The organism is Allobosea sp. RCC_152_1 (genome assembly GCF_041360765.1).
Lineage (GTDB): Bacteria > Pseudomonadota > Alphaproteobacteria > Rhizobiales > Beijerinckiaceae > Allobosea > Allobosea spartocytisi.
On record NZ_JBFUPU010000011.1, the window covers coordinates 45,932 to 72,276 of the forward strand.

The 26,345-nt window shown below is 67.5% G+C and carries 28 protein-coding genes and 1 tRNA gene; 15 read left to right on the plus strand and 14 right to left on the minus strand.

All coding sequences use genetic code 11. The features are described from left to right. Window positions 1–2 precede the first annotated feature (2 nt). Window positions 3–989 (plus strand): CDF family Co(II)/Ni(II) efflux transporter DmeF, encoded by a 987-nt coding sequence (dmeF, locus tag AB6806_RS25405; RefSeq protein WP_142022633.1) that lies wholly within the window; start codon window positions 3–5, stop codon window positions 987–989. A 22-nt stretch (window positions 990–1,011) separates the two neighbouring features. Here dmeF and AB6806_RS25410 read toward each other — a convergent pair whose 3' ends face one another. The 5 genes from AB6806_RS25410 to AB6806_RS25430 form a co-directional block, all read right to left on the minus strand. Continuing rightward, a complete protein-coding gene (locus tag AB6806_RS25410; protein ID WP_142022634.1) occupies window positions 1,012–2,004 on the minus strand; it encodes a CorA family divalent cation transporter in 993 nt (330 codons plus the stop codon). An 86-nt stretch (window positions 2,005–2,090) separates the two neighbouring features. Further along, complete coding sequence (locus tag AB6806_RS25415) at window positions 2,091–3,056, minus strand: glycoside hydrolase family 25 protein (RefSeq protein ID WP_112763173.1); 966 nt, start codon at window positions 3,054–3,056, stop codon at window positions 2,091–2,093. Window positions 3,057–3,267: 211 nt separating this feature from the next. Beyond that, on the minus strand, window positions 3,268–4,251 hold the full coding sequence (locus AB6806_RS25420; RefSeq protein ID WP_112763174.1) for a glycoside hydrolase family 25 protein: 984 nt from the start codon (window positions 4,249–4,251) through the stop codon (window positions 3,268–3,270). Window positions 4,252–4,427: 176 nt separating this feature from the next. Continuing rightward, window positions 4,428–4,512 (minus strand) — tRNA-Leu (locus tag AB6806_RS25425). A gap of 125 nt (window positions 4,513–4,637) precedes the next feature. Further along, window positions 4,638–4,907, minus strand: coding sequence for a FliM/FliN family flagellar motor switch protein (locus AB6806_RS25430; RefSeq protein WP_248311217.1), 270 nt, complete (start codon window positions 4,905–4,907; stop codon window positions 4,638–4,640). A gap of 135 nt (window positions 4,908–5,042) precedes the next feature. Between AB6806_RS25430 and lipB the strand changes: the two genes are divergently transcribed. From lipB to AB6806_RS25465, 7 genes are all read left to right on the plus strand, one after another. Next, window positions 5,043–5,747, plus strand: coding sequence for a lipoyl(octanoyl) transferase LipB (gene lipB / locus AB6806_RS25435; RefSeq protein ID WP_142022636.1), 705 nt, complete (start codon window positions 5,043–5,045; stop codon window positions 5,745–5,747). Between the two features lie 166 nt (window positions 5,748–5,913). After that, a complete protein-coding gene (locus AB6806_RS25440; protein WP_142022637.1) occupies window positions 5,914–6,114 on the plus strand; it encodes a hypothetical protein in 201 nt (66 codons plus the stop codon). Between the two features lie 117 nt (window positions 6,115–6,231). Then, window positions 6,232–7,839 (plus strand): carboxyl transferase domain-containing protein, encoded by a 1,608-nt coding sequence (locus tag AB6806_RS25445; RefSeq protein ID WP_142022638.1) that lies wholly within the window; start codon window positions 6,232–6,234, stop codon window positions 7,837–7,839. A gap of 96 nt (window positions 7,840–7,935) precedes the next feature. Continuing rightward, window positions 7,936–8,835, plus strand: a complete 900-nt coding sequence (locus AB6806_RS25450; protein WP_210245683.1) for a dienelactone hydrolase family protein — start codon at window positions 7,936–7,938, stop codon at window positions 8,833–8,835. Between the two features lie 118 nt (window positions 8,836–8,953). Continuing rightward, entirely contained in the window at window positions 8,954–9,715 is a 762-nt protein-coding gene (locus tag AB6806_RS25455) for an SDR family oxidoreductase (protein ID WP_038365528.1), read from the plus strand. A gap of 155 nt (window positions 9,716–9,870) precedes the next feature. Then, a complete protein-coding gene (locus tag AB6806_RS25460) occupies window positions 9,871–10,587 on the plus strand; it encodes a cation efflux transmembrane domain-containing protein (RefSeq protein WP_248311227.1) in 717 nt (238 codons plus the stop codon). A gap of 40 nt (window positions 10,588–10,627) precedes the next feature. Then, the gene (locus tag AB6806_RS25465) at window positions 10,628–12,613 is read left to right on the plus strand and encodes an acetyl-CoA carboxylase biotin carboxylase subunit (RefSeq protein ID WP_185748002.1); all 1,986 of its coding nucleotides are present in this window, start codon (window positions 10,628–10,630) and stop codon (window positions 12,611–12,613) included. 148 nt (window positions 12,614–12,761) lie between these two features. Here AB6806_RS25465 and AB6806_RS25470 read toward each other — a convergent pair whose 3' ends face one another. Both AB6806_RS25470 and AB6806_RS25475 read right to left on the minus strand, forming a co-directional pair. Then, the gene (locus tag AB6806_RS25470; RefSeq protein ID WP_142022642.1) at window positions 12,762–13,613 is read right to left on the minus strand and encodes an aminoglycoside phosphotransferase family protein; all 852 of its coding nucleotides are present in this window, start codon (window positions 13,611–13,613) and stop codon (window positions 12,762–12,764) included. Next, a complete protein-coding gene (locus AB6806_RS25475; protein ID WP_142022643.1) occupies window positions 13,610–14,377 on the minus strand; it encodes an SDR family oxidoreductase in 768 nt (255 codons plus the stop codon). Before AB6806_RS25475 ends, AB6806_RS25470 begins: the two co-directional genes overlap by 4 nt. A gap of 35 nt (window positions 14,378–14,412) precedes the next feature. Here AB6806_RS25475 and AB6806_RS25480 point away from each other — a divergent pair, with 35 nt between their 5' ends. Together AB6806_RS25480 and AB6806_RS25485 are read left to right on the plus strand one after the other, a co-directional pair. Beyond that, complete coding sequence (locus AB6806_RS25480) at window positions 14,413–14,769, plus strand: VOC family protein (RefSeq protein ID WP_142022644.1); 357 nt, start codon at window positions 14,413–14,415, stop codon at window positions 14,767–14,769. Window positions 14,770–14,835: 66 nt separating this feature from the next. Next, a complete protein-coding gene (locus tag AB6806_RS25485) occupies window positions 14,836–15,273 on the plus strand; it encodes a DUF1489 family protein (protein WP_038365531.1) in 438 nt (145 codons plus the stop codon). A gap of 24 nt (window positions 15,274–15,297) precedes the next feature. On the opposite strand, the gene AB6806_RS25490 is transcribed toward AB6806_RS25485, so the two are convergent. The 3 genes from AB6806_RS25490 to panC form a co-directional block, all read right to left on the minus strand. After that, a complete protein-coding gene (locus tag AB6806_RS25490; protein WP_142022645.1) occupies window positions 15,298–15,801 on the minus strand; it encodes a MarR family winged helix-turn-helix transcriptional regulator in 504 nt (167 codons plus the stop codon). A 5-nt stretch (window positions 15,802–15,806) separates the two neighbouring features. Next, a complete protein-coding gene (locus AB6806_RS25495; protein WP_142022646.1) occupies window positions 15,807–16,241 on the minus strand; it encodes a hypothetical protein in 435 nt (144 codons plus the stop codon). 230 nt (window positions 16,242–16,471) lie between these two features. Beyond that, a complete protein-coding gene (gene panC, locus AB6806_RS25500; protein ID WP_370955805.1) occupies window positions 16,472–17,320 on the minus strand; it encodes a pantoate--beta-alanine ligase in 849 nt (282 codons plus the stop codon). Between the two features lie 93 nt (window positions 17,321–17,413). Here panC and AB6806_RS25505 point away from each other — a divergent pair, with 93 nt between their 5' ends. Then, window positions 17,414–18,154, plus strand: coding sequence for a VWA domain-containing protein (locus tag AB6806_RS25505; protein WP_370955807.1), 741 nt, complete (start codon window positions 17,414–17,416; stop codon window positions 18,152–18,154). Beyond that, window positions 18,151–18,870 (plus strand): DnaJ domain-containing protein, encoded by a 720-nt coding sequence (locus AB6806_RS25510; RefSeq protein WP_142022647.1) that lies wholly within the window; start codon window positions 18,151–18,153, stop codon window positions 18,868–18,870. The genes AB6806_RS25505 and AB6806_RS25510 overlap by 4 nt, the downstream gene beginning before the upstream one ends. Before the next feature lie 55 nt (window positions 18,871–18,925). On the opposite strand, the gene AB6806_RS25515 is transcribed toward AB6806_RS25510, so the two are convergent. Next, entirely contained in the window at window positions 18,926–20,533 is a 1,608-nt protein-coding gene (locus AB6806_RS25515; protein WP_248312556.1) for an SPOR domain-containing protein, read from the minus strand. A 381-nt stretch (window positions 20,534–20,914) separates the two neighbouring features. On the opposite strand from AB6806_RS25515, the gene AB6806_RS25520 reads away from it, so the two are divergent. Continuing rightward, window positions 20,915–21,262 (plus strand): phasin family protein, encoded by a 348-nt coding sequence (locus AB6806_RS25520; protein ID WP_038365537.1) that lies wholly within the window; start codon window positions 20,915–20,917, stop codon window positions 21,260–21,262. A gap of 392 nt (window positions 21,263–21,654) precedes the next feature. Here the strand turns inward: AB6806_RS25520 and AB6806_RS25525 are convergent, their stop codons facing one another. Both AB6806_RS25525 and AB6806_RS25530 read right to left on the minus strand, forming a co-directional pair. Continuing rightward, window positions 21,655–21,969: a hypothetical protein gene (locus tag AB6806_RS25525; RefSeq protein WP_038365539.1), complete on the minus strand. Its 315-nt coding sequence runs from the start codon at window positions 21,967–21,969 to the stop codon at window positions 21,655–21,657. An 87-nt stretch (window positions 21,970–22,056) separates the two neighbouring features. Beyond that, a complete protein-coding gene (locus AB6806_RS25530; RefSeq protein ID WP_142022648.1) occupies window positions 22,057–22,776 on the minus strand; it encodes a L,D-transpeptidase in 720 nt (239 codons plus the stop codon). Between the two features lie 209 nt (window positions 22,777–22,985). On the opposite strand from AB6806_RS25530, the gene AB6806_RS25535 reads away from it, so the two are divergent. Together AB6806_RS25535 and AB6806_RS25540 are read left to right on the plus strand one after the other, a co-directional pair. Continuing rightward, entirely contained in the window at window positions 22,986–24,515 is a 1,530-nt protein-coding gene (locus AB6806_RS25535) for a UxaA family hydrolase (RefSeq protein ID WP_142022649.1), read from the plus strand. A gap of 107 nt (window positions 24,516–24,622) precedes the next feature. After that, window positions 24,623–25,015, plus strand: coding sequence for a hypothetical protein (locus AB6806_RS25540; protein WP_112763188.1), 393 nt, complete (start codon window positions 24,623–24,625; stop codon window positions 25,013–25,015). Between the two features lie 144 nt (window positions 25,016–25,159). On the opposite strand, the gene AB6806_RS25545 is transcribed toward AB6806_RS25540, so the two are convergent. After that, complete coding sequence (locus AB6806_RS25545; protein WP_142022650.1) at window positions 25,160–26,344, minus strand: aminotransferase; 1,185 nt, start codon at window positions 26,342–26,344, stop codon at window positions 25,160–25,162. Between the last annotated feature and the right edge of the window lies 1 nt (window position 26,345).

The window sequence follows — 26,345 nt, forward strand, 5'->3', positions numbered from 1 at the left end:
CGATGCCGGCTGCGAACAGCTTTCCCGCCCAGCACCAGCACGTCTTCCTTGGCAGCGAGCATGAGCGCCACGAGCGGCGGACCTGGTTCGTCGTCGGCCTGACGACCGTGATGATGGTGGCGGAGATCGTCGCCGGCACGGTCTTCGGCTCGATGGCGCTCGTGGCCGATGGCTGGCACATGTCGACCCATGCGGCGGCGCTCGGCATCGCGGCCTTCGCCTATCGCTTCGCGCGGCAGCATGCACATGATCGCCGCTTCAGCTTCGGGACGGGCAAGCTCGGCGATCTCGCCGCCTTCGCCAGCGCCCTGCTGCTGATGTTCATCGCGCTCGCGGTCGCCGGGGAATCGGCACTGCGGCTCTACGCGCCGGTTGCGATCGATTTCACCCAGGCGACCGCGATCGCGGCGCTTGGGCTCGCGGTCAATCTGGCAAGCGCCTGGCTGCTCAGGGACGGGCACGACCATCACCATGGCGACACCGGGCATCACGGCCACGGGCACCACCACCATGATCACGACGATCACCACCACGGCCATCATTCCCATGGCGGCCATGGCGCCGATACCAATCTGCGCGCGGCCTACATGCATGTCATCGCGGATGCCTTCACCTCTGTCCTGGCGATCGCGGCGCTGCTCGGCGGGCGGTATTATGGCTGGGTCTGGCTCGATCCGCTGATCGGGATCGTCGGCGCCGGCGTGATCGCGCATTGGTCCGTCGGGCTGCTGCGTCGTTCCGGGGCCGTGCTGCTCGACACGGTGCCGGATGAGGCGCTGGCGAAGCGCATCGGCCAGCGGCTCGCCGCCGAGGGCGCGGAGGTCGCCGACCTACATCTCTGGCAGGTCGGGCCCGGGCATCGCAGCGCCATCGTCTCGGTCGTGACCGGCCAGCCGAAATCACCCTCGGCCTACAAGGCGCTGCTTGCCGACCTGCCGACGTTGTCGCATGTCACTGTCGAGGTGAATACGCGACCAGCCGCCATGTGAAGCCTTTGCGCGGCAGCGCGGCTTAGTCGCCGATCACGCCGCGGCGCCGCAGCAGGATGAGCGTCAGCAGCGCCGCGAGCATGCAGGCCAGCGACACATAGATCGCGCCGGCCTCGGACTCGACCCAGGGCAGCCCCTTCACATTGATGCCGAACAGGCCGGTGATGAAGGTCGCCGGCAGGAAGAGCGCGGTCAGGATCGACAAGACGTAGAGCTGCCGGTTGGTGCGGTTTGCCGAGCGGGCGGCGATCTCGTCCTGCAGCAGGCGGGCGCGATCTTGCACCGACTGGACGTCGTGATGCAGCGTGTCGACCCGTTGCAGCAGGCGCGCTGCGGTCGCCTTGACGGCATCGGGGGCGCTGCGGCCGGATTGCGTCTCGGCGAAGCGCCGGAACAGGACATGGAGGCCGCTGAGCTGCCGGTGCAGCCGCACGGCGGTGCGGCGGATCGCGCCGACGCGCTGCGGCCCGTCATGCAGCCGGTCCAGCAGGATCTGGTCCTCGACGCTGTCGGTTTCGTCGACGAGGCGCACGACGCTGTCGGTGATGTCGTCGATGATGTATTCGATGATCTGCTCGAAAAGCGCGCTCGGGCTCTCCGCCGGCTCGCCGCGATTCAGCGCCTCCGCCGTCATCCGGATCGAGTGCAGTGCCTCGCGCCGGCCGGTGAGCAGGAAGCTGTCGCCGATGACCCAGCGCAGCGCGCCGACGCTGTCCGACTTGTCGGCGATGCTGCGGATGAGGTCATGCGAGACGCCCCAGGCAAGCTGGGCCGAATGGTCGAGCCGCTGATGCGTTTCCTGCGAGAGGAGGGTTTCCCGCGCCGCGTCCGGCAGCTCCTGCTCGCCGATCCAGCTCTGTGCGCGGGTATGCACGAGGTCGAGATGCAGCCAGACGAAGCCTTCATCCGGGGCGAGGTCGGGCAGGGTGTCGCGCGCGATCAGGCTGGGCCGGCCCTCGGTATCGAAGCGATAGGCCCAGATGACGCCGGTTTGGGATTGCAGATCGGTCGGCATCGTCGTTCGTCTCGATCACGGGTGGCGCTTGTGCGCGCGGCACAGGGCTCCGCCGATATGACAGGAACGTGACGGCCGGCGCCGCTTCAGTTGCGCCGGACGGAACCCGTCGTGCCGACGTCGCGACTATCCGCCGTGCGCGAGGGAATGCGGCCGGGCGGGGCGAATTTCAGCGTGGCGCCGCCAGCCGCCCTGGGTGCGCGCAGCCCTGCCGGCGTCGGGGGCGGCGTGCGTGCCGCGACCTTCGGCTCGCCGCCATGCCATTTGCGCAGGCCGATGTCGAAGCGCCCCTGCCGCCAGGCCTCGAATTCGCGCTCGCTGCCGAAGAAGGCGTTGCGGTCGACATCGCCGGCGATGCCGGGCACGCGGCCGGTGGTGGTGAACTGCCAGAATTCCCAGCGGTCGCGGGCATAGCGCTTCGCCAGCGGCGCGGCGGTCGAGCGCAGCCAGTAGGGATGGTCGTTGAACGCGCCTTCGAGCACGTCCTCGTGAAAATTGATGTCGGTGTAGATGATCGGCTTCTTGCCGGTGTGCTCACGCAGCCCCTTGAGCATGATCTCGATCTTCGCGAGCGCATCCTCGCGCGAGACCCTGCGGGCGCATTGCGAGCCGTTCTGCCATTCGACGTCGAGCACCGGGGGCAATGCGTCGGGGTCGCGCGGAATGTGCTTCTTGATCCAGCGCACCTGTTCGGCGGCCGGGCGACACCACCAGACGAAGTGATAGGCGCTGCGCGGGACACCGTGCTTCTTCGCCTCGGCCCAGTTGCGGCGGAAATTGGGGTCGAGATGGTCGCCGCCTTCCGTCGCCTTGATGAAGGCGAAGCGCGTGCCGGCGCCCTTGACCTTCTCCCAGTCGATCTCGCCCTGCCAGCGCGAGACGTCGATGCCCTGGATGACCTTGCGGCGGGCATCGCGCACGCCGTGATGCGGTGCGCTGTCGCCCTTCTTCGGATAGAGCGCGAAGACGGGCTCGGCCAGACAGGTGAGGGCCGTCAGAAAGGCGAAGGCTCCGAGATAGATCCTGCCGTGGGTCAGCTTGCGCGCCGGCATGTGTTTCTCCTGCATCACAGGTCCAGATGCGGAGAGCGTGGTTAAGCGGCGGTTAGAATTGCCCGGCAATCGCAGGATGTTTTTCAGCTTTGGTTAACCGGCGGGATTCGCGCGGCGTGACAGGGCTGCTGCGTGCTGTTTTTGGGGGAAAAGGCGCGTCATCGCGGGTCAAGCCGGAATGACGGTGCGCCTCTGACGGCGTCCAGCAGCCTCAGTCCGAAATGCTCTGGTCGCCCAGAGGCTGGAAGGCCGAGGCCATCGGCGGTACGCCGCCAGGAATGCGCGCCATCGGCACGTCCTCCGGGTCCTCGTTCGGAAGCGGGGCGGGAGCGGGAGAGAACGGGCCGGGTGCCACGGGCATCGGGGTTGGCGCCGCGGGATGATCCGGCCCGGGACTCGGCTGCGGCGGCACAGGCTTGCGCTTCTCCCAGCGGCGGGTGGCGATGTCGTATTCGCCTTGCAGCCAGCCGATGAACTGCCCTTCGTTGCCAAAGAAGGCGTTGCGGTCGACATCGCCGCGAATGCCCGGGACCTTGGCCGTGGTGGTGAACTGCCAGATCGCCCAGGGACGGTTCTGGTAACGGGTCTCGGGTTTCGCCGCCGTCGAGCGGATCCAGTAGGGGTAGTCGTTGAACTGGCCTTCCAGCACCTCCTTGTGGAAGGTGATGTCGGTGTAGATCACCGGCTTCTTGCCGGTGAGCTGCTCGAGCTCGGTGAGCATGAGCTGGATCTTCTCCAGCGCCAGCTCGCGGCTGACCTTCTGCGGGCAGGTCTTGGAATGGCCGTTCCATTCGACGTCGAGCACCGGCGGCAAGGCGTCGGGATCGTTCGGGATCTGCTGCTTGAACCAGAGCGCCTGCTCATGGGCCGGGCGGCACCAATAGACGAAATGATAGGCGCCGCGGGCGATGCCGGCGCGGCGCGCGCCGTCCCAGTTGCGCTGGAAGGCCGGGTCGATGTGGTCGCCGCCCTCTGTCGCCTTCATGTAGACGAAGCGGATGCCGGAGGCGCGCACCGCAGACCAGTCGATGTCACCCTGCCAGCGCGACACGTCGATGCCGTGGATCGGGTAGCTGTGAGCCTCGACGACGCCGGCATGCGGGCGCCGGTCACCGGCGGTGTCGAGCGCCACGCAGCCGCCAAGGACCGCAACGGCGGCGGCAGCCAGAAGAGGCAGGATGCGGATGCGTGACATGCGGGGAGCGGTATTCTCGGGGATCAGACGAGACACGTTGATGACCGATTTACGTTACCAAAGTTCTGACGCCTGTCAGCCTGGAACGGTGCAGCCTGGGACGAATCGAGCATGAGGCCGGAAACGCGAACGGCGACCCGAGGGGGTCGCCGTTCGCTGGACTTATCGTCCGAATTTGGTGCGGTCGAGAGGACTCGAACCTCCACGGGTCTCCCCGCTACCACCTCAAGGTAGTGCGTCTACCAGTTCCGCCACGACCGCAGCTCTGTTCCAGTTGCGGGCGGTGCAACCAGGGAGCGGCGCCGATCTAGCAAATCGAATCCGCCGCCACAAGAGCATCACTGTGGAAAAGCGACGCGCGCCGCATTTTCCTGAAAAAAGAGGGATCAGGCCGCCTCGGCGACGCTCTGGAGTGTGTAGACGGTGGGGCGCTTCAGCATCTGGGTGATCTCGACGGAGATGCGCGCGCCGCTGACCACGACGATTCCCTTGGCGAAGGGGTGGTTGTTGGCGAGAATCTGGACCTCGTCCATCTCGCTGGCGTTGAGCTCGATGATCGCGCCGCGGCCGAGTCGCAGCAGCTTGTAGATCGGCATCTGGGTCTGCCCCAGCACGACGGTAAGCTCGACAGGAACGAGATCGAGATCGGTCTTCAAGTCCTGCCTCCGGAACCCTACTTCAGAATTGGACCAGCGAAACTTGCCTGCCGGCGGCTTTTGGGCGCAAGAGGCTCGGTCATGGTCGGCCGGCAGAAACCGGCCCGTAAACTTTGGACGAAACATGGTTAAGCCATGGTGAATATGCGGGATGCGCTGGCGGTTTCCTTCCTGCCGGAAGCGGGCGCCGAGCCGGTGGAATGGGTCGTGGCCGAAGGGCTGACGGGCTATGACGAGGCGGTCGCCGAGATGGAGGCGCGCGCGGCGCTGATCGCCGACGGGCAGGCGCGCGAGCGCGTCTGGCTGGTCGAGCATCCACCGCTTTACACCGCCGGCACCTCGGCGCGCGACGAGGACCTGATCGCGCCGGAGCGATTCCCGGTGTTCCGCTCGGGGCGGGGCGGGCAGTTCACCTATCACGGCCCCGGCCAGCGCGTGGCCTATGTCATGCTCGACCTGAAGCGTCGCCAGCCGGATCTGCGTCGCTTCGTCGCTGCGCTGGAGGGCTGGCTGATCGGCGCGCTCGACGATGTCAACATTCGTGGCGAACGGCGCGAGGATCGTGTCGGCGTCTGGGTGCGCCGGCCGGAACGGGGCGAGGGCGTCGAGGACAAGATCGCCGCCATCGGCATCCGCGTGCGCCGCTGGGTCTCGTTCCACGGCATCTCGTTCAATGTCGATCCCGATCTCTCCCATTTCGACGGCATCGTGCCTTGCGGCGTCAGCCGGCACGGCGTGACCTCGCTGGTCGATCTCGGCTTGCCGGTGACGATGCCTGAGGTCGATTCGGTGCTGCGCGAAGCCTTCGAGCGGGTCTTCGGCCCAACCGTCTCGGCCTGATTTACCTTTCGTTAGCCATGCAAACCCATGCTCGGCCCGGTCAGAGCCTGGCCGCGATGCGCCTGCATGGGCGCGTTGGCGGCCCGGCTTTCGGTGATGCATCGGGCTGCTGAGACAGGCGGATTTCGCTTTTCGGCCTGATGCCTCGAGCAAAAGGGGACGAATTATGCGAGCCATTCTTCTCGCAAGCTGCCTTGCGACGCTGCTCGCGGGCTGCAACACCACCGACCAGCGCATCGCCGGCGCGGCCGCGGGAGCGGGGGCGGGCGCGCTTGTCGGCGGGCCGATCGGGGCCGTGGCGGGCGGAGCCATCGGCGCGGTCGCGGCGCCCAGCGTGACCGGGTCGATCAACCAGGCGAGCGAGTAAGATCATCCTTCGGCGCGGATTTGCATGGTCGCGTCCGTGCGTCCGCGCCGGTTGGCGTTTGCCCGGCGCCGCGCCATAACGCTCCCGATAAGGCTGAAGTCTCGAGGGAGCGCGCCCGTGCCGGTCATCGAAAGCAAGGTCGACCTGAATGCCGCCGAGACGCGGGCCAATGCGGAGGCCTGGGCCGGGCTGCGCGGCGAATTGCAGGAGCGCCGCGCTACCGCCGCGCTCGGCGGCAATGCGCGGTCCCGCGAGCGCCACACGGCGCGCGGCAAGCTGCTGCCTCGCGAGCGCGTGCTGCGGCTGACCGATCCGGGTTCGCCCTTCCTCGAGATCGGTTCGCTCGCCGCCTTCGGCATGTATGAGGGCGATGTCCATGCCGCCGGCATGATCGCGGGAATCGGGCGTGTCGCCGGCCGCGAATGCATGATCGTCTGCAACGATGCGACGATCAAAGGCGGCACCTACTATCCGCTAACGGTCAAGAAGCATCTGCGCGCCCAGGAGATCGCGCGCGAGAATCGCTTGCCCTGCATCTATCTCGTCGACTCCGGCGGCGCGAACCTGCCGCACCAGACCGAGGTCTTTCCGGATCGCGAGCATTTCGGCCGCATCTTCTACAATCAGGCGACGCTTTCGGCCGAAGGTATCCCCCAGGTCGCGGTGGTGATGGGTTCCTGCACCGCCGGCGGCGCCTATGTGCCGGCGATGTCGGACGAGACGATCATCGTCAGGAAGCAGGGCACTATTTTCCTGGGCGGTCCGCCGCTGGTGAAGGCCGCGACCGGCGAGGTCGTCTCGGCCGAGGATCTCGGCGGCGCCGATGTCCATGCAAGACTCTCGGGCGTCGCCGATCACTATGCCGGCGACGACACCCATGCGCTCGCCATCGCCCGGCGGATCGCCGGCAACCTCAACAGCGTGAAGCGGCCGGACATCGACATCGCCGAGCCGGTCGAGCCCCTCTATGATCCGGCCGAGCTCGAAGCCGTGGTGCCGACCGATCTCAAGAAGCAATACGACATCCGCGAGGTGATCGCGCGCCTCGTCGACGGCTCGGAATTCGACGAGTTCAAGAAGCTCTATGGCACGACGCTGGTGACGGGCTTCGCCCGTATCCACGGCATCCCGGTCGGAATCATCGCCAATAACGGCATCCTGTTCTCGGAAAGCGCGCTGAAGGGCGCGCATTTCATCGAACTGTGCTGCCAGCGGCGGATCCCGCTGCTCTTCCTGCAGAATATCACCGGCTTCATGGTCGGGCGCGATGTTGAGACGCGCGGCATCGCCAAGGACGGAGCGAAGCTCGTCACGGCGGTGGCCTCGGCGCGCGTGCCGAAGGTCACCGTGCTGGTCGGCGGCTCCTTCGGCGCCGGCAATTACGGCATGTGCGGGCGGGCCTATTCGCCGCGCTTCCTCTTCACCTGGCCGAATTCGCGGATTTCGGTGATGGGCGGCGAGCAGGCCGCGAGCGTGCTCGCCACCGTCCGCCGCGACAATATCGAGGCCGAGGGCAAGATCTGGTCGGCGGCCGAGGAAGAGGCTTTCAAGGCGCCGATCCGCAGCAATTACGAGGAAGAAGGCTCGCCCTACTTCGCCACGGCGCGGCTATGGGATGACGGCATCATCCTGCCCTCGGAGACGCGCCGGGTGCTGGCGCTGGCCTTCTCGGCGACGCTCAACGCCGAGATTCCCGAGACGAGATTCGGCGTGTTCCGGATGTGAGGGCGGCTTTCCTCACGCCACTGTGACCGCAGCCGTGCTGACGCCTCTTGGCAAGCCGTCCCGCGTCGCGGCAGGCTCCCGCCACAACAACGGGAGATGCACATGACGGCGCCGGCGCAGACCGCAGCAGAAAGCACGCTCGAGCAACTGGACGGGCTGGTCAGGGAGCCGTTCTCCCGTCGCGGCTTCGTCATGACCGGGTTGATCAGCGGCTTCACCCTCGCCACCACCGTCGTCCACGGCCAGACGATCTCGACCGACAGCAAGGGCCTCGTCGCCGGAGAGGTGAAGATCCCGACGGCCGATGGCGATCTGCCGGGCTATCGCGCCATGCCGGAAGGGGCGGGGCCGTTTCCGATCGTCCTCGTGATCGAGGAGATCTTCGGCGTCCACGAATACATCAAGGACATCTGCCGGCGCTTCGCCAAGCTGGGCTACTGCGCCGTGGCGCCCGAGCTCTATGCCCGGCTCGGCGATCTCTCCAAGATGACCGATGTGCAGGCGATCGTGCGGGACGTGATCTCGAAGGCGCCGGACGCGACCGTGCTCTCCGACCTCGACGCCACGGCGAAATGGGCTGCGGCCGCTTCGAAAGGCGATGCGGCAAGGCTCGGCGTCACCGGCTTCTGCCGGGGCGGGCGGGCCGTCTGGCTCTATGCCGCCCATAACCCGCAGGTGAAGGCGGCCGTCGCCTGGTACGGGCCGCTCGGCGGCAGCCGCACCGACATCCAGCCGAAGACGGCGGCCGATGTCGTCGGCGATCTCAAGGCGCCCGTCCTCGGCCTGTATGGCGGGGCGGATACGGGCATTCCGGTCGCGGATGTCGAGAAGCAGCGCGATGCCGCGAAGGCCGCCGGCAAGACCGTGGAGATCGTGATCTTCCCGGACACGCCGCATGGTTTCCACGCCGATTACCGGCCGAGCTATCGCAAGGCGCAGGCCGAGGATGGCTGGGCGCGGGCGCTCGCCTGGTTCAAGCGCTACGGCGTCGCCTGAGGCGCGCGCTCCTCGGCCGGCGCCGGCAAGGGTTGCGCCGGCCGTTCTTCCTTGTCGCGCGCCTACGCTTATGCTTTGGGAACGAAACGATTGAATTCCCAAAAGCGCGAGGAAACGCATGGCTCAGCACGACAAGGTCGCGATCATCACCGGTGCCGGCTCGGGCGTGGGGCGGGCCGTCGCCATCGCCTTCCTGAAGGATGGCTACCGCACCGTTCTGGCCGGGCGCCGGGCGGATGCGCTGGAGGAGACGATCGCGCTCTCCGGCGTCGACAAGGGCAGGGGCCTCGCCGTGCCGACTGACGTCACCGACAAGGCCTCGGTCGAGAACCTGTTCGCCAGGACAAAGGCGGCTTTCGGCCGGGTCGACGTGCTGTTCAACAATGCCGGCGTCAATGCGCCGGGCGGCGTGCTGCTGGAGGACCTTTCGCTGGAGGATTGGCAGAAGGTGGTCGACACCAATCTGACCGGTCCGTTCCTGTGCACGCAGGCCGCCTTCAAGGCGATGAAGGCACAGGAGCCGCGCGGCGGGCGCATCATCAATAACGGCTCGATCTCGGCGCAGGTGCCGCGGCCGAATTCGGCGGCTTATACCGCGACGAAGCATGCGATCTCGGGCCTGACCAAGACCGCCTCGCTCGACGGGCGCAAATACGACATCGCCGTCGGCCAGGTCGATATTGGCAATGCGCTGACCGACATGGCGCAGAAGATGACGACCGGCGTGCCGCAGGCCGACGGCTCGATCAAGGTCGAGCCGGTGATGGATGTCGCGCATGTCGCCTCGACCGTGCTGCACATGGCCGGGCTGCCGCTCGACGCCAACATCCTCTTCGTCACGGTGATGGCGACCAAGGCTCCGCTCGTCGGGCGGGGGTGAGGCGTTCCTTCCCGTTGGCCGTCCCGCTTGCTTGTCATCCCGGGCGGAGCGAAGCGTAGACCCGGGATCCATGCCTGAACCTGATCGGTTCGCGTTCCGGCATGGATCCCGGATCGGCGCCGCTAAAGCCGCTTGTCCAGGATGACGAGGTGAGGATGGTCGCTGGGGCGCAAGACATGGATGGTCTGGAGAGGCCCGCCCATGGCGAGGGAGGCGGAACTGCGGCTCCCGATCCCGCCATCGCCCGCGCCTACACCCTCACCATCTGGGGCATCGCGCTCGGCATCTTCGTCCAGGCGGCGGCGACGGTCGCCTGGGCGCATGCCATCGGCAATGCCCAGCTTTTCAAGGACGGCGTCGATTGGGTCTATGACGTCGCGCTCTACGGCATCGCCGCCATCGTCTTCGGCCGCGACGACCGGGCCGAACGCCTGGCTGCGATTGCGATCGGCGCGGTGATGGCCGTCGCCGGGCTGCACACGCTCTACGACCTCCACGACAAGATTCTGAATCCCAGGCCTATCGAGATCTGGACGCTCGGCTTCGCCGCGGTGAGCGCCATCGTGATCGCGCTCCTCGTGATTGCCGTGCTCTGGCGCTTCCGCCGCGAGGATAATCCGGTGATCAAGGCAACCTGGCTGTCGAGCCGCAACGATGCGATCTCGACCACGGGTTTCGCTCTGGTCGGGCTCGCCGCCCGTGCCCTGCCGGTGGTGCGCTGGCCGGAATATCTGTTCGACCTTGTCGTCGCCGGGATCTGCTTCCAGGCGACATGGGCGATCTGGCGCTCGTTGCGGCGGAGCGCGGATTCGGAAGCGGCCCAAACCGGTTTGCGCAACAAGGCGCAGACAGATGGGGCAGGCGGGCTATAAAGGCGAAAAGCCTTTCAAGGATGTTGCCGAGGACGCTTCCATGACGATCGCTGCCAAGCTGCCCTCGATCCTGATCGCCAATCGCGGCGAGATCGCCTGCCGCGTCATCCGCACCGCGAAGCGGCTGGGGCTTCGCACCATCGCCGTCTATTCGGATGCCGATGCCGAGGCGCTCTTCGTGCAGATGGCCGACGAAGCCTATCATATCGGCCCCGCGCCGGCCCGAGAGAGCTATCTCGACGCCGCGAAGATTCTGGCCGTGGCAAAGGCGGCGGGCGCGGCCTGCATCCATCCGGGCTACGGTTTCCTCTCCGAGAATGCCGAATTCGCCGATGCCTGCGCCGCGGCGGGCATCGTCTTCGTCGGGCCGCCGGCCTCGGCGATCCGGGCGATGGGGCTGAAGGACGCCGCCAAGGCTCTGGTCGAGAAGGCCGCTGTGCCGGTGGTGCCGGGCTATCACGGCGCCGAGCAAGGCGCCGATTTCCTCCGCGGGGAGGCGCGGCGCATCGGCTACCCCGTGCTCATCAAGGCGGTCGCCGGCGGCGGCGGTAAGGGCATGAAGAAGGTCGATCGGCCCGAGGATTTCGACGACGCGCTGACCAGCGCCCAGCGCGAGGGCGCAAGCGCCTTCGGCGACGCCCGTGTGCTGGTCGAGAAATACGTTCTCTCGCCGCGCCATGTCGAAATCCAGGTCTTCGGCGACAGCCACGGCAATGTCGTCCATCTCTATGAACGCGACTGCTCCTTGCAGCGGCGTCATCAGAAGGTGATCGAGGAAGCACCGGCGCCCGGCATGACACGGGAGGTGCGCGCCGCCATGGGCAAGGCCGCGACGGAAGCCGCCAGGGCCGTCGGCTATGTCGGGGCCGGGACGGTCGAGTTCATCGCCGATGGGCGCGAGGGCCTGCAGGCCGACCGCTTCTACTTCATGGAGATGAATACGCGCCTCCAGGTCGAGCATCCGGTGACGGAGGCGATCACCGGACTCGATCTCGTCGAATTGCAGCTCAAGGTCGCGGCCGGCGAGCCGCTCGGCTTCACGCAGGACGACGTCGAGGCGAAGGGCCATGCCGTCGAGGCGCGGCTCTATGCCGAGGATCCGGAGAAGGGCTTCCTGCCCTCCACCGGCAAGCTCTGGGCGCTGAGCTTTCCGCATGGCGAAGGCATCCGCATCGATACCGGCGTCGAGGCCGGCGATACGGTGACGCCGTTCTACGACCCGATGATCGCCAAGGTCATCGCCCATGGCGCGACGCGCGACGAGGCGCTCGACCGGTTGGGCGCGGCGCTGGGCGAGACGGTCGTCGCCGGTCCGCGCAGCAATCTCGCCTTCCTGAAGAAGCTGACGGAGGCGGAGGGGTTCCGGAAGGGGCCGTTCGATACCGGCTTCATCGACCGCAACATCCAGGCGCTCGGCGCCGAGCCGCAGCCGCTCGATGCCGCGGCGGTCGCGGCCGTCGCCCTGCAGCTCGAGGAAGAGCGGCAGGTCGCCGGCATCGTCGAGGCGGCCGGGCGAGCCGAGGGCGAGACGCGCTCGCCCTGGCTGGTGACGGATGCCTTCTCGCTGATGCCGCGCCAGCCGCTTGGCCTGCCGCTCACGGTCGATGGCGAGCGCGTCGACGCGCGCATCGAGTGGCGGGGCGAGGATGCCCGCGTCAGCCTGCCGGGCCATGAGATCGGCGAGGGCGAGCACGAGGTCTCGCTGGCCGAGGGCGAGGGCGGTGTCTGGTACGCGCTGCATCGCGGCCGGCAGACGGCCGTTTCGCTGTTCGATCCCTTTACGGTCGATCTCGATGGGGCTGCCGGTTCCGGCGGCGTGGTCAAGGCGCCGATGCATGGCAAGCTCGTCGCGCTCTTCGTGGCGCCGGGCGAGGCGGTGGTGAAGGGCCAGCGCCTCGCCATCGTCGAGGCGATGAAGATGGAGCATGTGCTGACCGCTCCGCGCGACGGCACGGTGAGCGAGGTCGTCGGCGAGCCGGGAGCGCAGGTGGCCGAGGGCGCGAAGGTGGTGGTGATCGGCGAATAGTCGAGTCGTTGGAGGTGCTTGTGGGCGATCGCTGAGGTTTCGATTCAGTGCGTCATGGTCGGGCTTGTCCCGACCATCCACGTCTTAGTCGATGCCATGCGGTGTTCAAGACGTGGATGCTCGCCACAAGGGCGAGCATGACGGCGCGCTATTCGCCGAGCGCTGCTGCTGCCTTTCCCAGTATCGTCAGATTGACCTCCGCCAGCGGATCGTCGTCGCCCATGAACCAGGCGGCCGAGAGCCCGCACCAGGCGACGATCCAGCGCAGCAGCCGGCGCCGCTCCAGCCCCGATTTCGCCAGCACGATTTCCAGACGGCGCTCGAAACGGCCGGGCAGGATCGCGACCGGTGGTTCGGGATCGCCGAGATCGGGATCGCAGAACAGGATCGTGTATTCGAAGGCGCGGTCGCCGATGACGCCCTTCGGATCGATGGCGAGCCAGCCGCGCTCTTCGAAATCGAGGACGTTGTCGTGGTGGCAATCGGCATGGAGCGGGAGGATGTCCTGCTGAGCCGGCAGCAATTCGCTCGCGATAGCGGCCGATCGCGCCAGCAAGCCGCCGCGCTCGGCCGCCATCGGGAACAGGTCCTTGAACCAGATTTCGAGCGGGATCAGCCCGATAGGGAAAGGGCCGCGTGGCTTCTGCAGCGCCGCGACGGCGTCGCAGAGGATCGCCGTCGCGGCATCGTCCTCGCCGTTGCGGGCCATGGCGGAGAGCGAGCGTCGGCCAGTGGCGCGCTCGATCAGCATGGCAGCGCCTTCGTCGGCGTGCGCGAGCAGGCGGGCGGCACCATCGCCGTCCCAGTACTGGAGCGGGCGATAGCCGAGGCGCTCGTCCTCGACCCCAGGCAGCTTCAGCATCGCCGGCGCGCCATCCTGCCGGACCGGCAGCAGGCGGCTGGCATGGGTCCTGATCGGCTCGCCGTCCGGGACCAGCCGCCAATGCGTCAGCCAGGGCTCGAAGGGCGCAAGAAGGGGCGAGGGAGACGTGTCGTTCATCCGCGGCCGATCATCGGGTACTGCTCGGCCTCGTAGATCTGGCCGGAGACCGGCGCGCTGTCCTCGGAGAGCCAGAAGGCGGTGTGGGCGGCGATCTCGTCCGGCTGCATGATGCGGCCGGTCGGCGCCTCGCGCAGCGAGAGATGGTTCTGCCAGCCGGGCTTGCGCCCCTCGCGCTGCTGGGTGGCGTCCTCATTGGCGGTGAAGGTCCAGCCGACATTGAGCTGGTTGGCGCGGATGCGCTCGGGGCCGAGCGTGTTGCCGAGATTGCGCGTCATCGTCATCAGCGCGCCCTTCGACATCGAATAGACGGTGAGGTTGGACAGGCCGCAATAGGCGTTGATCGAGCCGACCGTGACGATGGCGCCTGGCGATTTCTGGGCGCGGAAGGCGCGGATCGCGGCCTCGGCGCAGAGCAGCGGCGCGCGGGTGTTGATCGCGAACATATGGTCGAAGAAGGCGGCGGTGGTCTCGCCGAGAATGCCGCGCGGATAGATGCCGGCATTGTTGACGAGGCCGTCGATGCGGCCGAAGGCGGCGATGGTGGCGTCGACGATGGCCTGCGCGGTCTCGGGTTCGGCGAGATCGCCCGTCGTGCCGCTCGCGGCGTCGCCGAGCTGCGCCACGGCAGCATCGACCTCCGCCTTGTCGCGACCGTGGATGAGGACCTTCGCGCCCTCCGCGACGAGGCGTTCCGCCATCGCATAGCCGATACCGGTCGAGGAGCCGGTGACGAGGATGGCCTTGCCTGCAAGTCCGCGCATGATGAAACGTCCGTAGCCAGTTGCGGGAGGGGAAAATGACGGTGAAGCGTATCGTGGCGAATATGCTAACGGCCGAACCGGGCCTCGCGAAGCCCTTCTACGGCAGCATTTTCGACATGCACCCCGTCATGGATCACGGCTGGATCCAGACCTATGCGGCGGAGGGAGACCCCGCCGGACCGCAGCTCAGCTTTGCCAGCGAAGGCGGCTCGGGCACGCCAGTACCCGATCTTTCGATCGAGGTCGACGATCTCGAGGCGGTCTTGCGAAAGGTTCGGGCCGCGGGCCTCCCGATCGAATACGGGCCGGTTGAGGAACCCTGGGGCGTGCGGCGCTTTTTCCTCCGCGATCCCTTCGGGCGGCTGGTCAACGTGCTCGCGCATGGCCGTTGAGGAGCGTCTGTGGAGAAGCATGCGGGAGGCTGGCCCGGCGGCGCGGAGGAGCCTATTTTACCGGCCATGTCCCTTCATCTGCTCAAGCTCTGCGTCGGCGCCGAATCGATCAGCGATCTTGAGGATTGGATCGCCGAACGCCAGGCGCAGCGGCGTGCCCGCGGCGAGCCGCTTGAGCAGTTGCACACCACGCGCATGGTCCCCAAGAAGATCGAGGAGATCCTCGACGGCGGCTCGCTCTACTGGGTGATCAAGGGACAGATCTCGGCGCGGCAGCGTCTCACCGACATCCGCCCCTTCACCGATGGCGAGGGCATCGGCCGCTGCCATCTGGTCATGGAGCCGGTGGTGGTGCCGGTCGAGCCGCGCCCGTTCCGGCCCTTCCAGGGCTGGCGCTATCTGCAGGCGAAGGACGCGCCGCGCGACCTCTCCGAGCACGGCGGCGATCTCGGCGAGATGCCGGAGGAATTGCGGCGGGAGCTGGCGGGGCTCGGGCTGCTGTAGAGTGAGGGCGGGTCGTGCTGCGCCTCAGCCTGGCTCGGTCGTTCCATTGATCGTTCCGGTTTCAGCCGGCGCGGCAATGTCCTCGGTGTAGCGGACGAGCAGCTCCGTGCTGCGCGTCAGGAAGTCGGTCACGGCGCGCAGCGTCTCATCGTCATAGCTCGACCAGAGCGCGTGCATGGCGACCCGGCGCGGCTCAAAGGCTGCTTCGATCGGCGCCGTCGCGGCCCGCACGACGCTGATCAGCATGCGCCTCCGGTCGGTCTCGTCCCGGCGGCGGGTGACGTAACCGCGCGCCGCCAGCCGGTCGACCAGCGCCGTCACCGAGCCCGAGGTCAGGCCGGTGGCCGTGGCGAGCTCGCCGGCCGTGACGGTCTCGCGCAGGAAGATGAGGTCGAGAACCTCCAGATCGGTCGGATGCAGCCCGAAACGCCTCGCCATGGCGGCGCTGCTGAGCACGCCCTGCGCGCCCATCCGCCTCACCGCGAGGCCAAGCTGGCGCAGGAGTGCGTCGTTGTCGCGATCGGACATGGCGATCAGAGGCCAGCGCTCTGGGCGGCTGCCCGGAATGCGGCGAGCAAGGCGGCCAGCGTCGCGAGATCGAGCAGCATTCTGAAGCGGCTGCGCCTGGTCCAGCGAAGCGCGGCCTCAGGCGCGATGCTGTCGGCCTCGGCTCGCTCGAAGGCGAGGGCCTTCGGGATGAAGTCGCATGCCGACCAGATGCGCATCGCCGCATGGGTCGCGACGGCAACCAGCAGCCACTGCCGAACGCCGGATGCCGTCCAGGCCGCGACCAGCGCCGCAACGAGCAGAAACTCGAAGACGATATGCTGCGGGATCCAGAAGCGCTTGCGGGATACTCCGCCATGCTTCGGCTGGACCAGGGACGGCCGGTTCGGCCAGGCCGGATCGATCACGATGAACTCGTATAGCCCGCCGCCGATCCCCGTGGCGGCGGCGAGGATCGCCATTCCGATGATCAGCTCCACTGCCGTTGCCCCGTCCTGCGCCGCTTACCAAGGGCGTTCGGAGCGAGCTTACTTCCATTTATCTTGATCATCAAGATAAATTGGCCGACGCGCTTTGGCACTGTCGCAGGCATGCGACTTCCGCCCGATGCGAGACGGGCCGCAGTTCATCAGGAAACGGTGCAGACGCGGCAAAGGCGGACGAGCCGGCCGGCGCAGATCGCTGCGAGCGCTTACACCGCGATATTGTCGATCAGCCGCGTGCCGCCAATGCGGGCGGCCAGGATCAGACGGATGGGGCCGTCCGTGCGCGCAGTGACCGGCGCCAGCGTCTCGGCATGGCGGGCTTCCAGATAGTCGAGCTCGAAGCCGGCGGTGATGATGGCGTTCTGCGCCTCCGTCACCGCCTGGAAGAGCAGGTCGTCGTTGCGGATGCGCGCGGCGAGTCCCTGCATGACGCGATGAAGCGTGGGGGCGAGCGCCCGATGCTCGGCCGAGAGGTAGCGGTTGCGCGAGGACATGGCGAGGCCGTCCGCCTCGCGGATCGTCGCCAGCGGCACGATCTGGATGCCGAGGTCGAGATCTCCAGCCATGCGGGTGACGACCTTGAGCTGCTGGTAGTCCTTCTCGCCGAAGACGGCGCAGTCGGCGCGCGACTGGGTGAAGAGCTTGCAGCAGACCGTTGCCACGCCTTCGAAATGCGTCGGCCGGAAGCGATCCTCCAGCCCGACCGCGGCGGGGCCGAGCAGCAGCACGCGGGTCGCGAAGCCGGCCGGATACATCTCCTCGACCGAGGGGAAGAACACCGCGTCGGCCCCGGCGGCGACGAGCTTGGCGCAATCGTCGTCGAAAGTGCGCGGATATTTCTTGAAGTCCTCGTGCGGGGCGAACTGCGTCGGGTTGACGAAGATCGAGACGATGACCCGTTTCGCATGGCGCTGGCCTTCGCTCACCAGGGCGATATGGCCCTCGTGCAGGGCGCCCATGGTGGGAACCAGAGCGACCTTTTCGCCTGCCGCATGCCAGCCGGCGACGGCTTCCCGCATCGCGGCGACCGTCTCGAAAACCGTGATCCCAGCCACTCTCGCGTCCTCCGTTTGGCGGACGGGTAGCAAATGCGGCCGCTGTGGCCAATATCAGGATGGGAAGTGATTCAGAAAGGTCGCCGTCGCGTCATGAGCGAGAAGAATGACCGTGCCGTTGGCAAGGCCGCCGGGACGGCGGCGGCCAGCCGGTCGCAGCCGGGCGAGATCGACCGTTTTCTCGGCGCGGCGCAGCGTCTGGCGCCGCTCGCGGCGGGAACGGCGGGCCGCCTCGTCTTCGCGCTCGACGCGACGATGAGCCGGCAGCCGAGCTGGGATCTCGCCTGCTCATTGCAGGGCCGGATGTTCGAGGTGGCGGCCGAGAGCGGCGGCCTTGCTGTCCAGCTCGTCTATTTCCGCGGGCTCGGCGAGTGCCGGGCTTCCGGCTGGGTCGGCGAGCCAGAGCGGCTGAAGGGATTGATGGGCCGCATCGCCTGCGAGGGTGGGCAGACGCAGATTGCGCGCGTGCTGAGGCATGTGCGCGACGAGGCGCGCAGCGTGCCGATCCGGGCCTTCGTCTTCGTCGGCGATGCGATGGAGGAGGATGCCGATGCGCTCGCGGCGTTGGCCGGCGAGCTCGGCCTGCGCGGTATCCGCGGCTTTGTGTTCCAGGAGGGTTCCGAGCCGGCGGCGAGCCGTGCCTTCGCCGGCATCGCGAGGTTGACCGGCGGCGCCCATGCGCGCTTCGACGTCAATGCGCCGGCCTCGCTGCTGGAGCTCCTGCGCGGCGCGGCGGCCTATGCCGCGGGCGGGCGCGAGGCGATGCTGCGTCTCGCCGGCGCGAGCCCGGCGGTCAAAGGATTGATCGCGGCGATGGAAGGAGGGCGCGGGTGAGCCTGCTCTACGGCGTCGCCGTTCTCATTCTCGTCTGGTGGCTGGTGAAATTGTTCGCCGGCGCCAATCCGAAGATCGTCGCCAAGCTTGCCAAGACCGTGGGCGGGGTCGCTGCGCTGGGTGTCGCCGCCCTGCTGATGGTGCGCGGACGGCTGGACATGGCCGTCTTTCTCGGCGGCATCGGCGCCTGGCTGCTCGGCTGGAGCGCCACCGGGCCGGGCGGCATCCGCTTTCCCTGGGCCGATCGCGCCGGGCCGGCGCCGGGCGCGACCTCGCAGGTGCAGTCGGTCCTGCTTGCGATGGAACTCGATCACGACAGCGGCGCGATGCGGGGCCGGGTCAAGAGCGGAGCTTATGCCGGGCGCGATCTCGACAGCCTGGGCCAGGCGGATCTCGGCGCTCTGATGCGCGATTGCCTGGCGCGAGATCCTGACGGGGCTCGCCTGCTAGAGGCATATCTCGACCGCCGGTCGCCCGGCTGGCGTGAAGACGCTGATCGTGACGGTGACGCGGGGCAGCGCGGCGCGGCGGGCACGGGCACGATGTCGCAGCAGGAGGCCTACGAGATCCTGGGGCTTCAGCAGGGGGCGGGCGAGGAGGCGGTCCGTGAGGCCCACCGATCCCTGATGAAGCGGATTCATCCGGATGCCGGGGGTACGAGCGGCCTTGCCGCTCGCGTCAACCAGGCCAAGGACATCCTTCTGAAGCGGGGATAGCGACGGGCTTCCGGAGTAGGTCTGCGACATGGCGTGAACTCCTTTCCCGGTCCGGTCAGCTACGGGTGGCGAAGCAGGAGAAGCCGCCACGCTTCAGCCTGTTGCAGGCGTTCTGCGCGTCCTTCGAGTCGTCGAAGCCGGCGAAGCGGGCACGGAAGAGGGTGGAGCCGCCCTTCTCGACCTTCTCGGTGAAGCCGGAGGCGCTGGCGAGCGAGCCGGCCGCCTTGGCGCGGGCCCGGGCCAGGATCTCTTCGGCCTTGCCCTTGTCGTCGGTGGCGCCGAGCTGGATCACCCATTTGCCGGAGGCGACCACCGCGGCCTGATGCGACATGGCGGGGGCAGGCTCGGGAGCCTGTGCCTTGGCGGGAACGGCGTCCGACTTGCGGGCGATGGTGGCGGCCGGGGCCTCGACCTTGTTCTCCGCGACCTTGACGGGCTCGGCGGCCGGCTCGGCCAGTCGCGCGATCGAGGAGGTGGTGTCGACATTCGCCGGCGGGCGCAGGACCTTGGCATCGGCCGGCTGGGCGCCGATGGACCAGCGCATCGCCGAAGGCGTGGTGGTCGCGGTGACCGGACGCATGCCGGAGATCTGCAGCGGCTGGCCGGCGGCAATCGGACGCGGCGGCGCGATCGGCGTCTGGGTCGGCATCGGCGCATAGGAGCGGGCGGCCACCGGCAGCGGCTGGGGCTGCGGCGCGGCGACGTTCTCCGGACGCGGCACCGGGATCGGCGCAGGCTCGGCGAGGGCGGCGACGCGCGGGCGCTCTTCCGGCCGGACGCGCTCCTCGGGACGCGGGCGTTCTTCCTGGCGCGGGCGTTCCTCGCGCTCAGGCGCCTCGGCGACCATCACCGAGGAGCGCCCGCTGGTCGAGGCGCGCGGCAGATTGGCGAGGACGAGGTCGGTCATGATCTTGTCGCGGGAGGCGCCGGAGCGCCCGCCGAGCACGACGGAGACGATCTGGTGACCGTCCGCCTTGGCCGAGGTCATCAGGTTGAAGCCGGAGGCGCGGGTGTAGCCGGTCTTGATGCCATCGACGCCCTCGACCTTGCCGAGCAGGCGGTTATGGCCGCGGATGGTGCGGCTGCCATACTGGAAGGCGCGGGTCTGGAAGAGCGCGAAATAGCGCGGGAAGCGCTCCTGGATGGCGCGGGCCAGGATGGTGAGGTCGCGCGCGGTCGTCAGGTTCGGCGGAGAATGCGGCAGGCCGTGCGGATTGTAGAAGCGGCTCGAGCTCATGCCGAGCGAGCGCGCCTTGCGCGTCATCATCTCGGCGAAGGCATCCTCGGAGCCGGCGATATTCTCGGCGACGACGACGGAGGAATCATTGGCCGAAAGCGTGATCATGCTGCGGATCGCGTCTCCGACCGAGAGGGTGGAGCCGGCGCGCAGGCCGAGCTTGGTCGGCGGCTGCGAGGCCGCATAGGACGAGACCTTGAGCTCGGAATCCATGTCGAAGCGGCCGCGTTCCATCTGCTCGAACAACAGATAGAGCGTCATGACCTTGGTGAGCGAGGCGGGGATGCGGGCCGCGTCTTCATTGACGGCGTGCAGCGTGCGCCCGCTCTTCACGTCGACGACCATCGCGGCATAGGGCGGGGTGTAGCCACCGCCGCCCGCAGCATGATGGCGACGCTTGCGCGCCTCGGCGGGGGAAGCGGCCATCGTAGCCGCAATGGCGACAACTCCGATCAGCCCGGCGACGACCCGCAGACGCGGACGCCGCAACCCAACGCAACCAAACACCATGAAACGCCCCGAACTCGATACTCAAAAGTCCGACCTCCGCGCGCTGGTTGACGTGGCGCGAAGGACACAGAGGGAGAGGTTAGGCGGACGCGGTTACGGAGCCGTTAAAACTTGAATGGTTGCGATCGGAACGATATGCGTTTGGTGCATTGCAGCGTTCGCTTGACATTCATGTTGCGCTGCACAATATAGCGGCAGTCCCCGGTGGTGATCTCTTCATCCGACCTTGGGGCGACACGTCAGGGCGAGACAACGCCCGTCACCAGAGGCCGCACCCAAGGTGCCAGGAGACCAGCCATGATCCAGCAATTCGAGACCATCCAGAAGGCTTCCAAAGAGAACGTCGATGCCGCTCTGAAGGCTTTCGGCGCCACCTCCAAGGGCGTTCAGACGATCGCCGTCGAGGCGACCGACTATGCCAAGAAGTCCTTCGAGGCCAGCACCGCGACGCTCGAGAAGCTCGCCGGCGTGAAGACCTTCGACAAGGCTCTCGAGATCCAGGCCGACTACGTCAAGACCTCGTTCGAGGGCGCTGTCGCCCAGCTCACCAAGATGGGCGAGCTCTACACCGCTCTCGCCAAGGACGCCTACAAGCCGTTCGAAGGTATCGTCTCGAAGGCTGTCCCGGCCGCCGCCGGCAAGTGATTTGCGGCAAGTGATCCTGTGGCGCGGTTGATCCGCGTTGCCGGTGCTGCCTAGAGTTCAGTTGCGTTTGAGAGCCCCGGCCCGCAAGGCCGGGGTTTTTCGTTGCGCCGGCTGCCGCTTATCCGGTGCGGGCCGGAAGCCGTCTGGCCTGAAGGCCGGTCTTGGATGGCTCGAAACCCGCTGCCTCGAAAAGCGCCAGCGTGGAAGGCTTCTTCGAGCCGGTCATGAGCATCGGCTTGTCGCAGCCGCCTGCCCAGGCGGATCGAGCGCGGCCTTCAGGATCTCAGGTCAGTAGAAGGTGGAGCGTGGCGGAGATCGCCGCCAGATGGCCCGGCTGGCAAGCGCGCCTGCCTATCAAAAAAAAGAGCGACGGTTGCCCGTCGCTCTCGGAATTACCACCAGCCGGGAGGCGGGGGCGGAGCATAATAGCGCGGAGGCGGCGGGCCCCAGCCCGGGCGGGGACCGTAGCCATAACCGCGCGGTGGGCCATAGCCACGCGGCGGGCCGTAGCCGCGACCGTAGCGCTGCTGGCGCATCGTCTCTTCCATGATCATGTGCCGCCGCTCGGCTGCCGCCGACCAGGAATATTCGGCCGGCGCCTTGTCGAGGCGCGCGGCCAGTTCCCTTGGCAGGGCCTCGGTGGCCATGGCCGGCGCGGCGAGCGCGCTCCCGACCGCAATCGTCGCAAAAATCAACAGCTTGCGCATGGCAAACTCCTTTCAATACCCATCAAAACACACAGAAGTTCAACGGAACATGAACCGGTCCGAGCGCTGCCGTTCATCCGGCCCTGCTCACGCAGGCAGCACCGTCACGGGGGTGCCGAGCGATACGCGCGCGTAGAGATGCGCGATATCCTGATTGATCATGCGGATGCAGCCCGACGAGACATTGGTGCCGACCGTGTAGGGCTCGAATGTGCCGTGAATACGGTAGCCGAGGTCCCGTCCTTCGCCGAAGAGGTACATCGTTCGGGCGCCGAGTGGGCTTTTCGAGCCGCCGCGCACGCCAAGGCCGCGCGGCGTCTGCTCGAGCTGGGACCTGATCTCGGGATCGCGCGCGATCATCTCCGGCGGCGGGACCCAGTCGGCCCAGTCCCGCTTCATGTTGATCCGGGCGGCGCCCGACCAGCCGAAGCCTTCGCGCCCCACGCCGACACCGTATTGCGTCGCGACGCGCGGTGACTCGACGAAATAGAGATGGTAGCCGGCGGGATCGACGACGATCGAGCCGGGCTTGTCGTCGCGCGGAAACGCCACGGTCTGCCGGAGGAAGCGGGGATCGATGCGCTGATAGTCGATGGCCGAAATCGGAAAGCGCTCGCCGGGATAATCGGCATAGACCTCGGCATAGTTGGGCCGTGCCAAGGTGCGCGTGACGAGGCCCTGCGGGCTCTGGGCGATCGCGCCTGAGCCGATCTCCGGCAGCGCGACGATGCTTCTCGACCCGCAGCCGGCCAAGCCTGCCGCCGCGACGGACAGGGCAGGAAACGTAAACGAGCGGCGCGTCAGCATGGGGTATCTCTCAGGCAGGTCTGAGGAGATACATCGGCTTGGATGGTTACTGTTGGGTGAACCTTGCCGCGGGCGTTCGTTCTTTAGCCGGCGCCCGAGTCTGACGCATGACCGTTTCCTCCTTTGAACCGATTGAAAACGCGGCCGGTTGGGCGCATCTCTAGGGACGCGCGCCGCCATCGCGGCGTCCGGAGATCTCGGTTCCCGCCATGCTCGACAAATCCGCGCCGCCCCGCACGCTGAAGCTCAACGCCGCCGACAATGTCGTCGTCGCCGTCGATCCGGTCGATCTAGGCGTGACCGCGGCCGGCGTGGAGGCGCTGAAGCGCATTCCGCGCGGGCACAAGATGGCGATCGTGCCGATCGCCAAGGATCAACCGATCCGCAAATTCGGCCAGATCATCGGCTTCGCGACGGATGACATCGTGCCGGGCGATTGGGTGCACGAGCACAATACCGGTTTCCACGCCTTCGAGCGCGACTATGCCTATGCGGCCGAGGCCAAGCCCGAATTCGTGCTGCCGGTCGAGCAGCAGGCGACCTTCGAGGGCTTCCGCCGCGCCAACGGCAAGGCCGGCACGCGCAACTACGTGGGCATCCTGACCTCGGTGAACTGCTCGGCCTCGGCCGCGCGCTTCATGGCCGAGGAGGTGAAGCGCTCCGGCCTGCTCGCCGATTATCCCAATGTCGACGGCGTGATCGCGCTGACCCACGGCACCGGCTGCGGCATCGACTATAATGGCGAGAGCTTCGAGGTGCTGAAGCGCACCACCTGGGGCTATGCCTGCAACCCCAACATGGCGGCGGTGCTGGTCGTCGGCCTCGGCTGCGAGGGCTTCCAGATCAGCAGGATGAAGGAAGCCTACGGTGTTACCGAAAGCGACGTCTTCCGCACGCTGACGATCCAGGAGACGGGCGGGACCAAGAAGGCCGTCGCCGCCGGCATCGATGCGCTGAAGGTGATGTTGCCGATCGCCAACCGGGCGGTGCGCGAGACGGTCTCGGCTTCCGAACTGATGCTGGCTTTGCAATGCGGCGGCTCTGACGGCTATTCGGGCATCACCGCCAATCCGGCGCTGGGTGCGGCCGTCGACATCCTGGTCGAGCATGGCGGCACGGCGATCCTCTCCGAGACGCCCGAGATCTACGGCGCCGAGCATCTCCTGACGCGCCGCGCCGCGACGCGCGAGGTCGGCGAGAAGCTTGTCGGCATCATCAAGTGGTGGGAGGACTATACCGAACGCGCCCGGATGAGCATGAACAACAACCCTTCGCCGGGGAACAAGGCGGGGGGCTTGACCACCATTCTGGAGAAGTCGCTCGGTGCGGCGGCCAAGGGCGGCACCAAGACGCTCTCGGCGGTGTATCACTATGCCGAGCCGGTGAGGGCGAAGGGCTTCGTCTATATGGACACGCCCGGCTACGACCCCGTCGCGGCGACGGGGCAGGTGGCCGGCGGCGCCAACATCCTCGCCTTCACCACGGGGCGCGGCTCGGCCTATGGCTGCAAGCCGACGCCTTCGGTGAAGCTCGCCACCAATACGCCGATCTACGAGAAGATGATCGACGACATGGACATCAATTGCGGCGATGTGCTCGACGGCGTCAGCCTCGAGCAGAAGGGCCGCGAGATCTTCGAGAAGCTGCTGAAGGTCGCGTCGGGCGAGAAGACCAAGTCTGAGCTGCTCGGCTATGGCGACGCGGAATACGTGCCGTGGCAGATCGGCGCGACGATGTAGTTTTTCGTCTCGCCGATTGAACCCGGCGAGAGGCCGAAGCGATCAAGGAACAGGCCGGCGCTGCTCGAGAGCGGCGCCGGCCTGTTCTCGCATCGGCCTGGATTCCCATGAAGAATCTTTTTCTCGTGACCGCCCCGCGCATCCTGCTTGGGCTGATTTTCCTCATCAGCGCCGTCGACGGTTTCTGGTGGCTCGCTACGGGCATGAACCTGATCCATCCGCCGACCAGCGCGCGGGGTGCCGCCTTCGAGGCGGCCTTGCAGGATTCCGGCTTCTTCTGGCCCTTCGTGAAGGCGATCAACCTGACCGGGGGCCTGAGCCTGATCTCCAACGTCGTGCCGGCCTTCGGGCTCGCGCTGATCGCGCCGGTGATGGCGGTAATCGTGCTCTTCCACGCCACGATCAACCCGCAGGGTCTGCCGGTGGCAGCGGTCCTCGTCGTCCTGGGGCTGCCGCTGGTCTGGGCCTACCGGGACCGTTATGCGGAGATGTTTCGGTAGGCCTTTAGGCCTTGGAACTATCGTGTCATTCCGGGCGGAGCGAAGCGGAGGCCCGGAATCCATCATGGAGCGCAGCGCCCTTCGATGGATCCCGGACCAGCGCCGCTACCGCGGCTTGTCCGGGATGACGGCGTTCAGATCAGGTTAGAACGAAAAGCCCCTGAGCCGCTCGCCCAGCAATCCGATCCGGTCGGCGGCGACATTGGCGATGGCGATGCGCAGATGGTTTTCCTGTCCGGGGCCGAAATAGGGGCCGGGCAGGGCGAGCACGCCGCGCTCCTGCGCCAGCCGGCGCACGATTTCGGCCGCCTTCGCGCCCGCGAAGGGGTGCGCGACATAGGCGAAATAGGCACCGGCCGAGAGCACGCGCCAGCCGTTCAGCGGCGCCATCGTCTCACGGAAGAGGCCGGCACGGGTGTTGATCTCGGCGCGGTTGCGCTCGCGCCAGTCGCGGATGCCGTCGATGCCCCAGGTCACGGCGGCCTGACCGGCCCGGACGGGGCTGATCTGCACGCAGTCGAGCACCTTGCCGATCTGGGCGAGGACTTGTTCGCCGGCCGTGATCGCGCCGAGGCGCCAGCCCGGAACGGCATAGGCCTTCGAGAAGCTGTAGAGGCCGATCACGGAATCCTGCCAGTCGCTTGCGCAGAAAACCTCATGCGGCCTGGCAAGCCCCTCGGGCAGGAAGTCGCGATAGGTTTCGTCGAGCACGAGCCAGAGGCCGCGCCTTGCGCAGAGCGCGGCGAAGGCGGCGATGGTCTGCGGCGGATAGACGGCGCCGGTCGGGTTGTTCGGCGTCACCAGCACAATGGCGCGGGTGCGTTCGTCGATCAGCGCCTCGGCAGTGGCGACATCCGGCACGAAGCCGGATTCGGGCGTGCAGGGCAGCGGGCGTGCCTCGACGCCGAGCATGGTCAGCGTCATCTCGTGATTGAAATACCAGGGCGTCGGCAGCAGCACGTTGTCGCCGGCCCGGGCCAGCGCCATCATCGTCACGACATAGGCCTGGTTGCAGCCCGACGTGATCGCGATCTCCGCCGGCGTGAAGGGCGCGCCATAGATGCCCGCGATCTCGGCGGCATAGGCCTCACGCAAAGCGGCATCGCCGGTGATGCCGCCATAGCGGGCGCTGCCGGGCTCCGCCGCCGCTTCCGCCAGCTTCCGCAGCAGCGCTTCCGGCGGGGCCGAGCCGGGCACGGCCTGCGACAGGTCGATCAGCGGGCCATGGCGGCCGTCATAGGACCTGGCCCAGCCCTGCGCCTCCGGAATCGGCGGAGTGCCGGTATCGATCAGGTCGGGATTCAGCGCGGCGGGGGAGAGTGTCGGCATG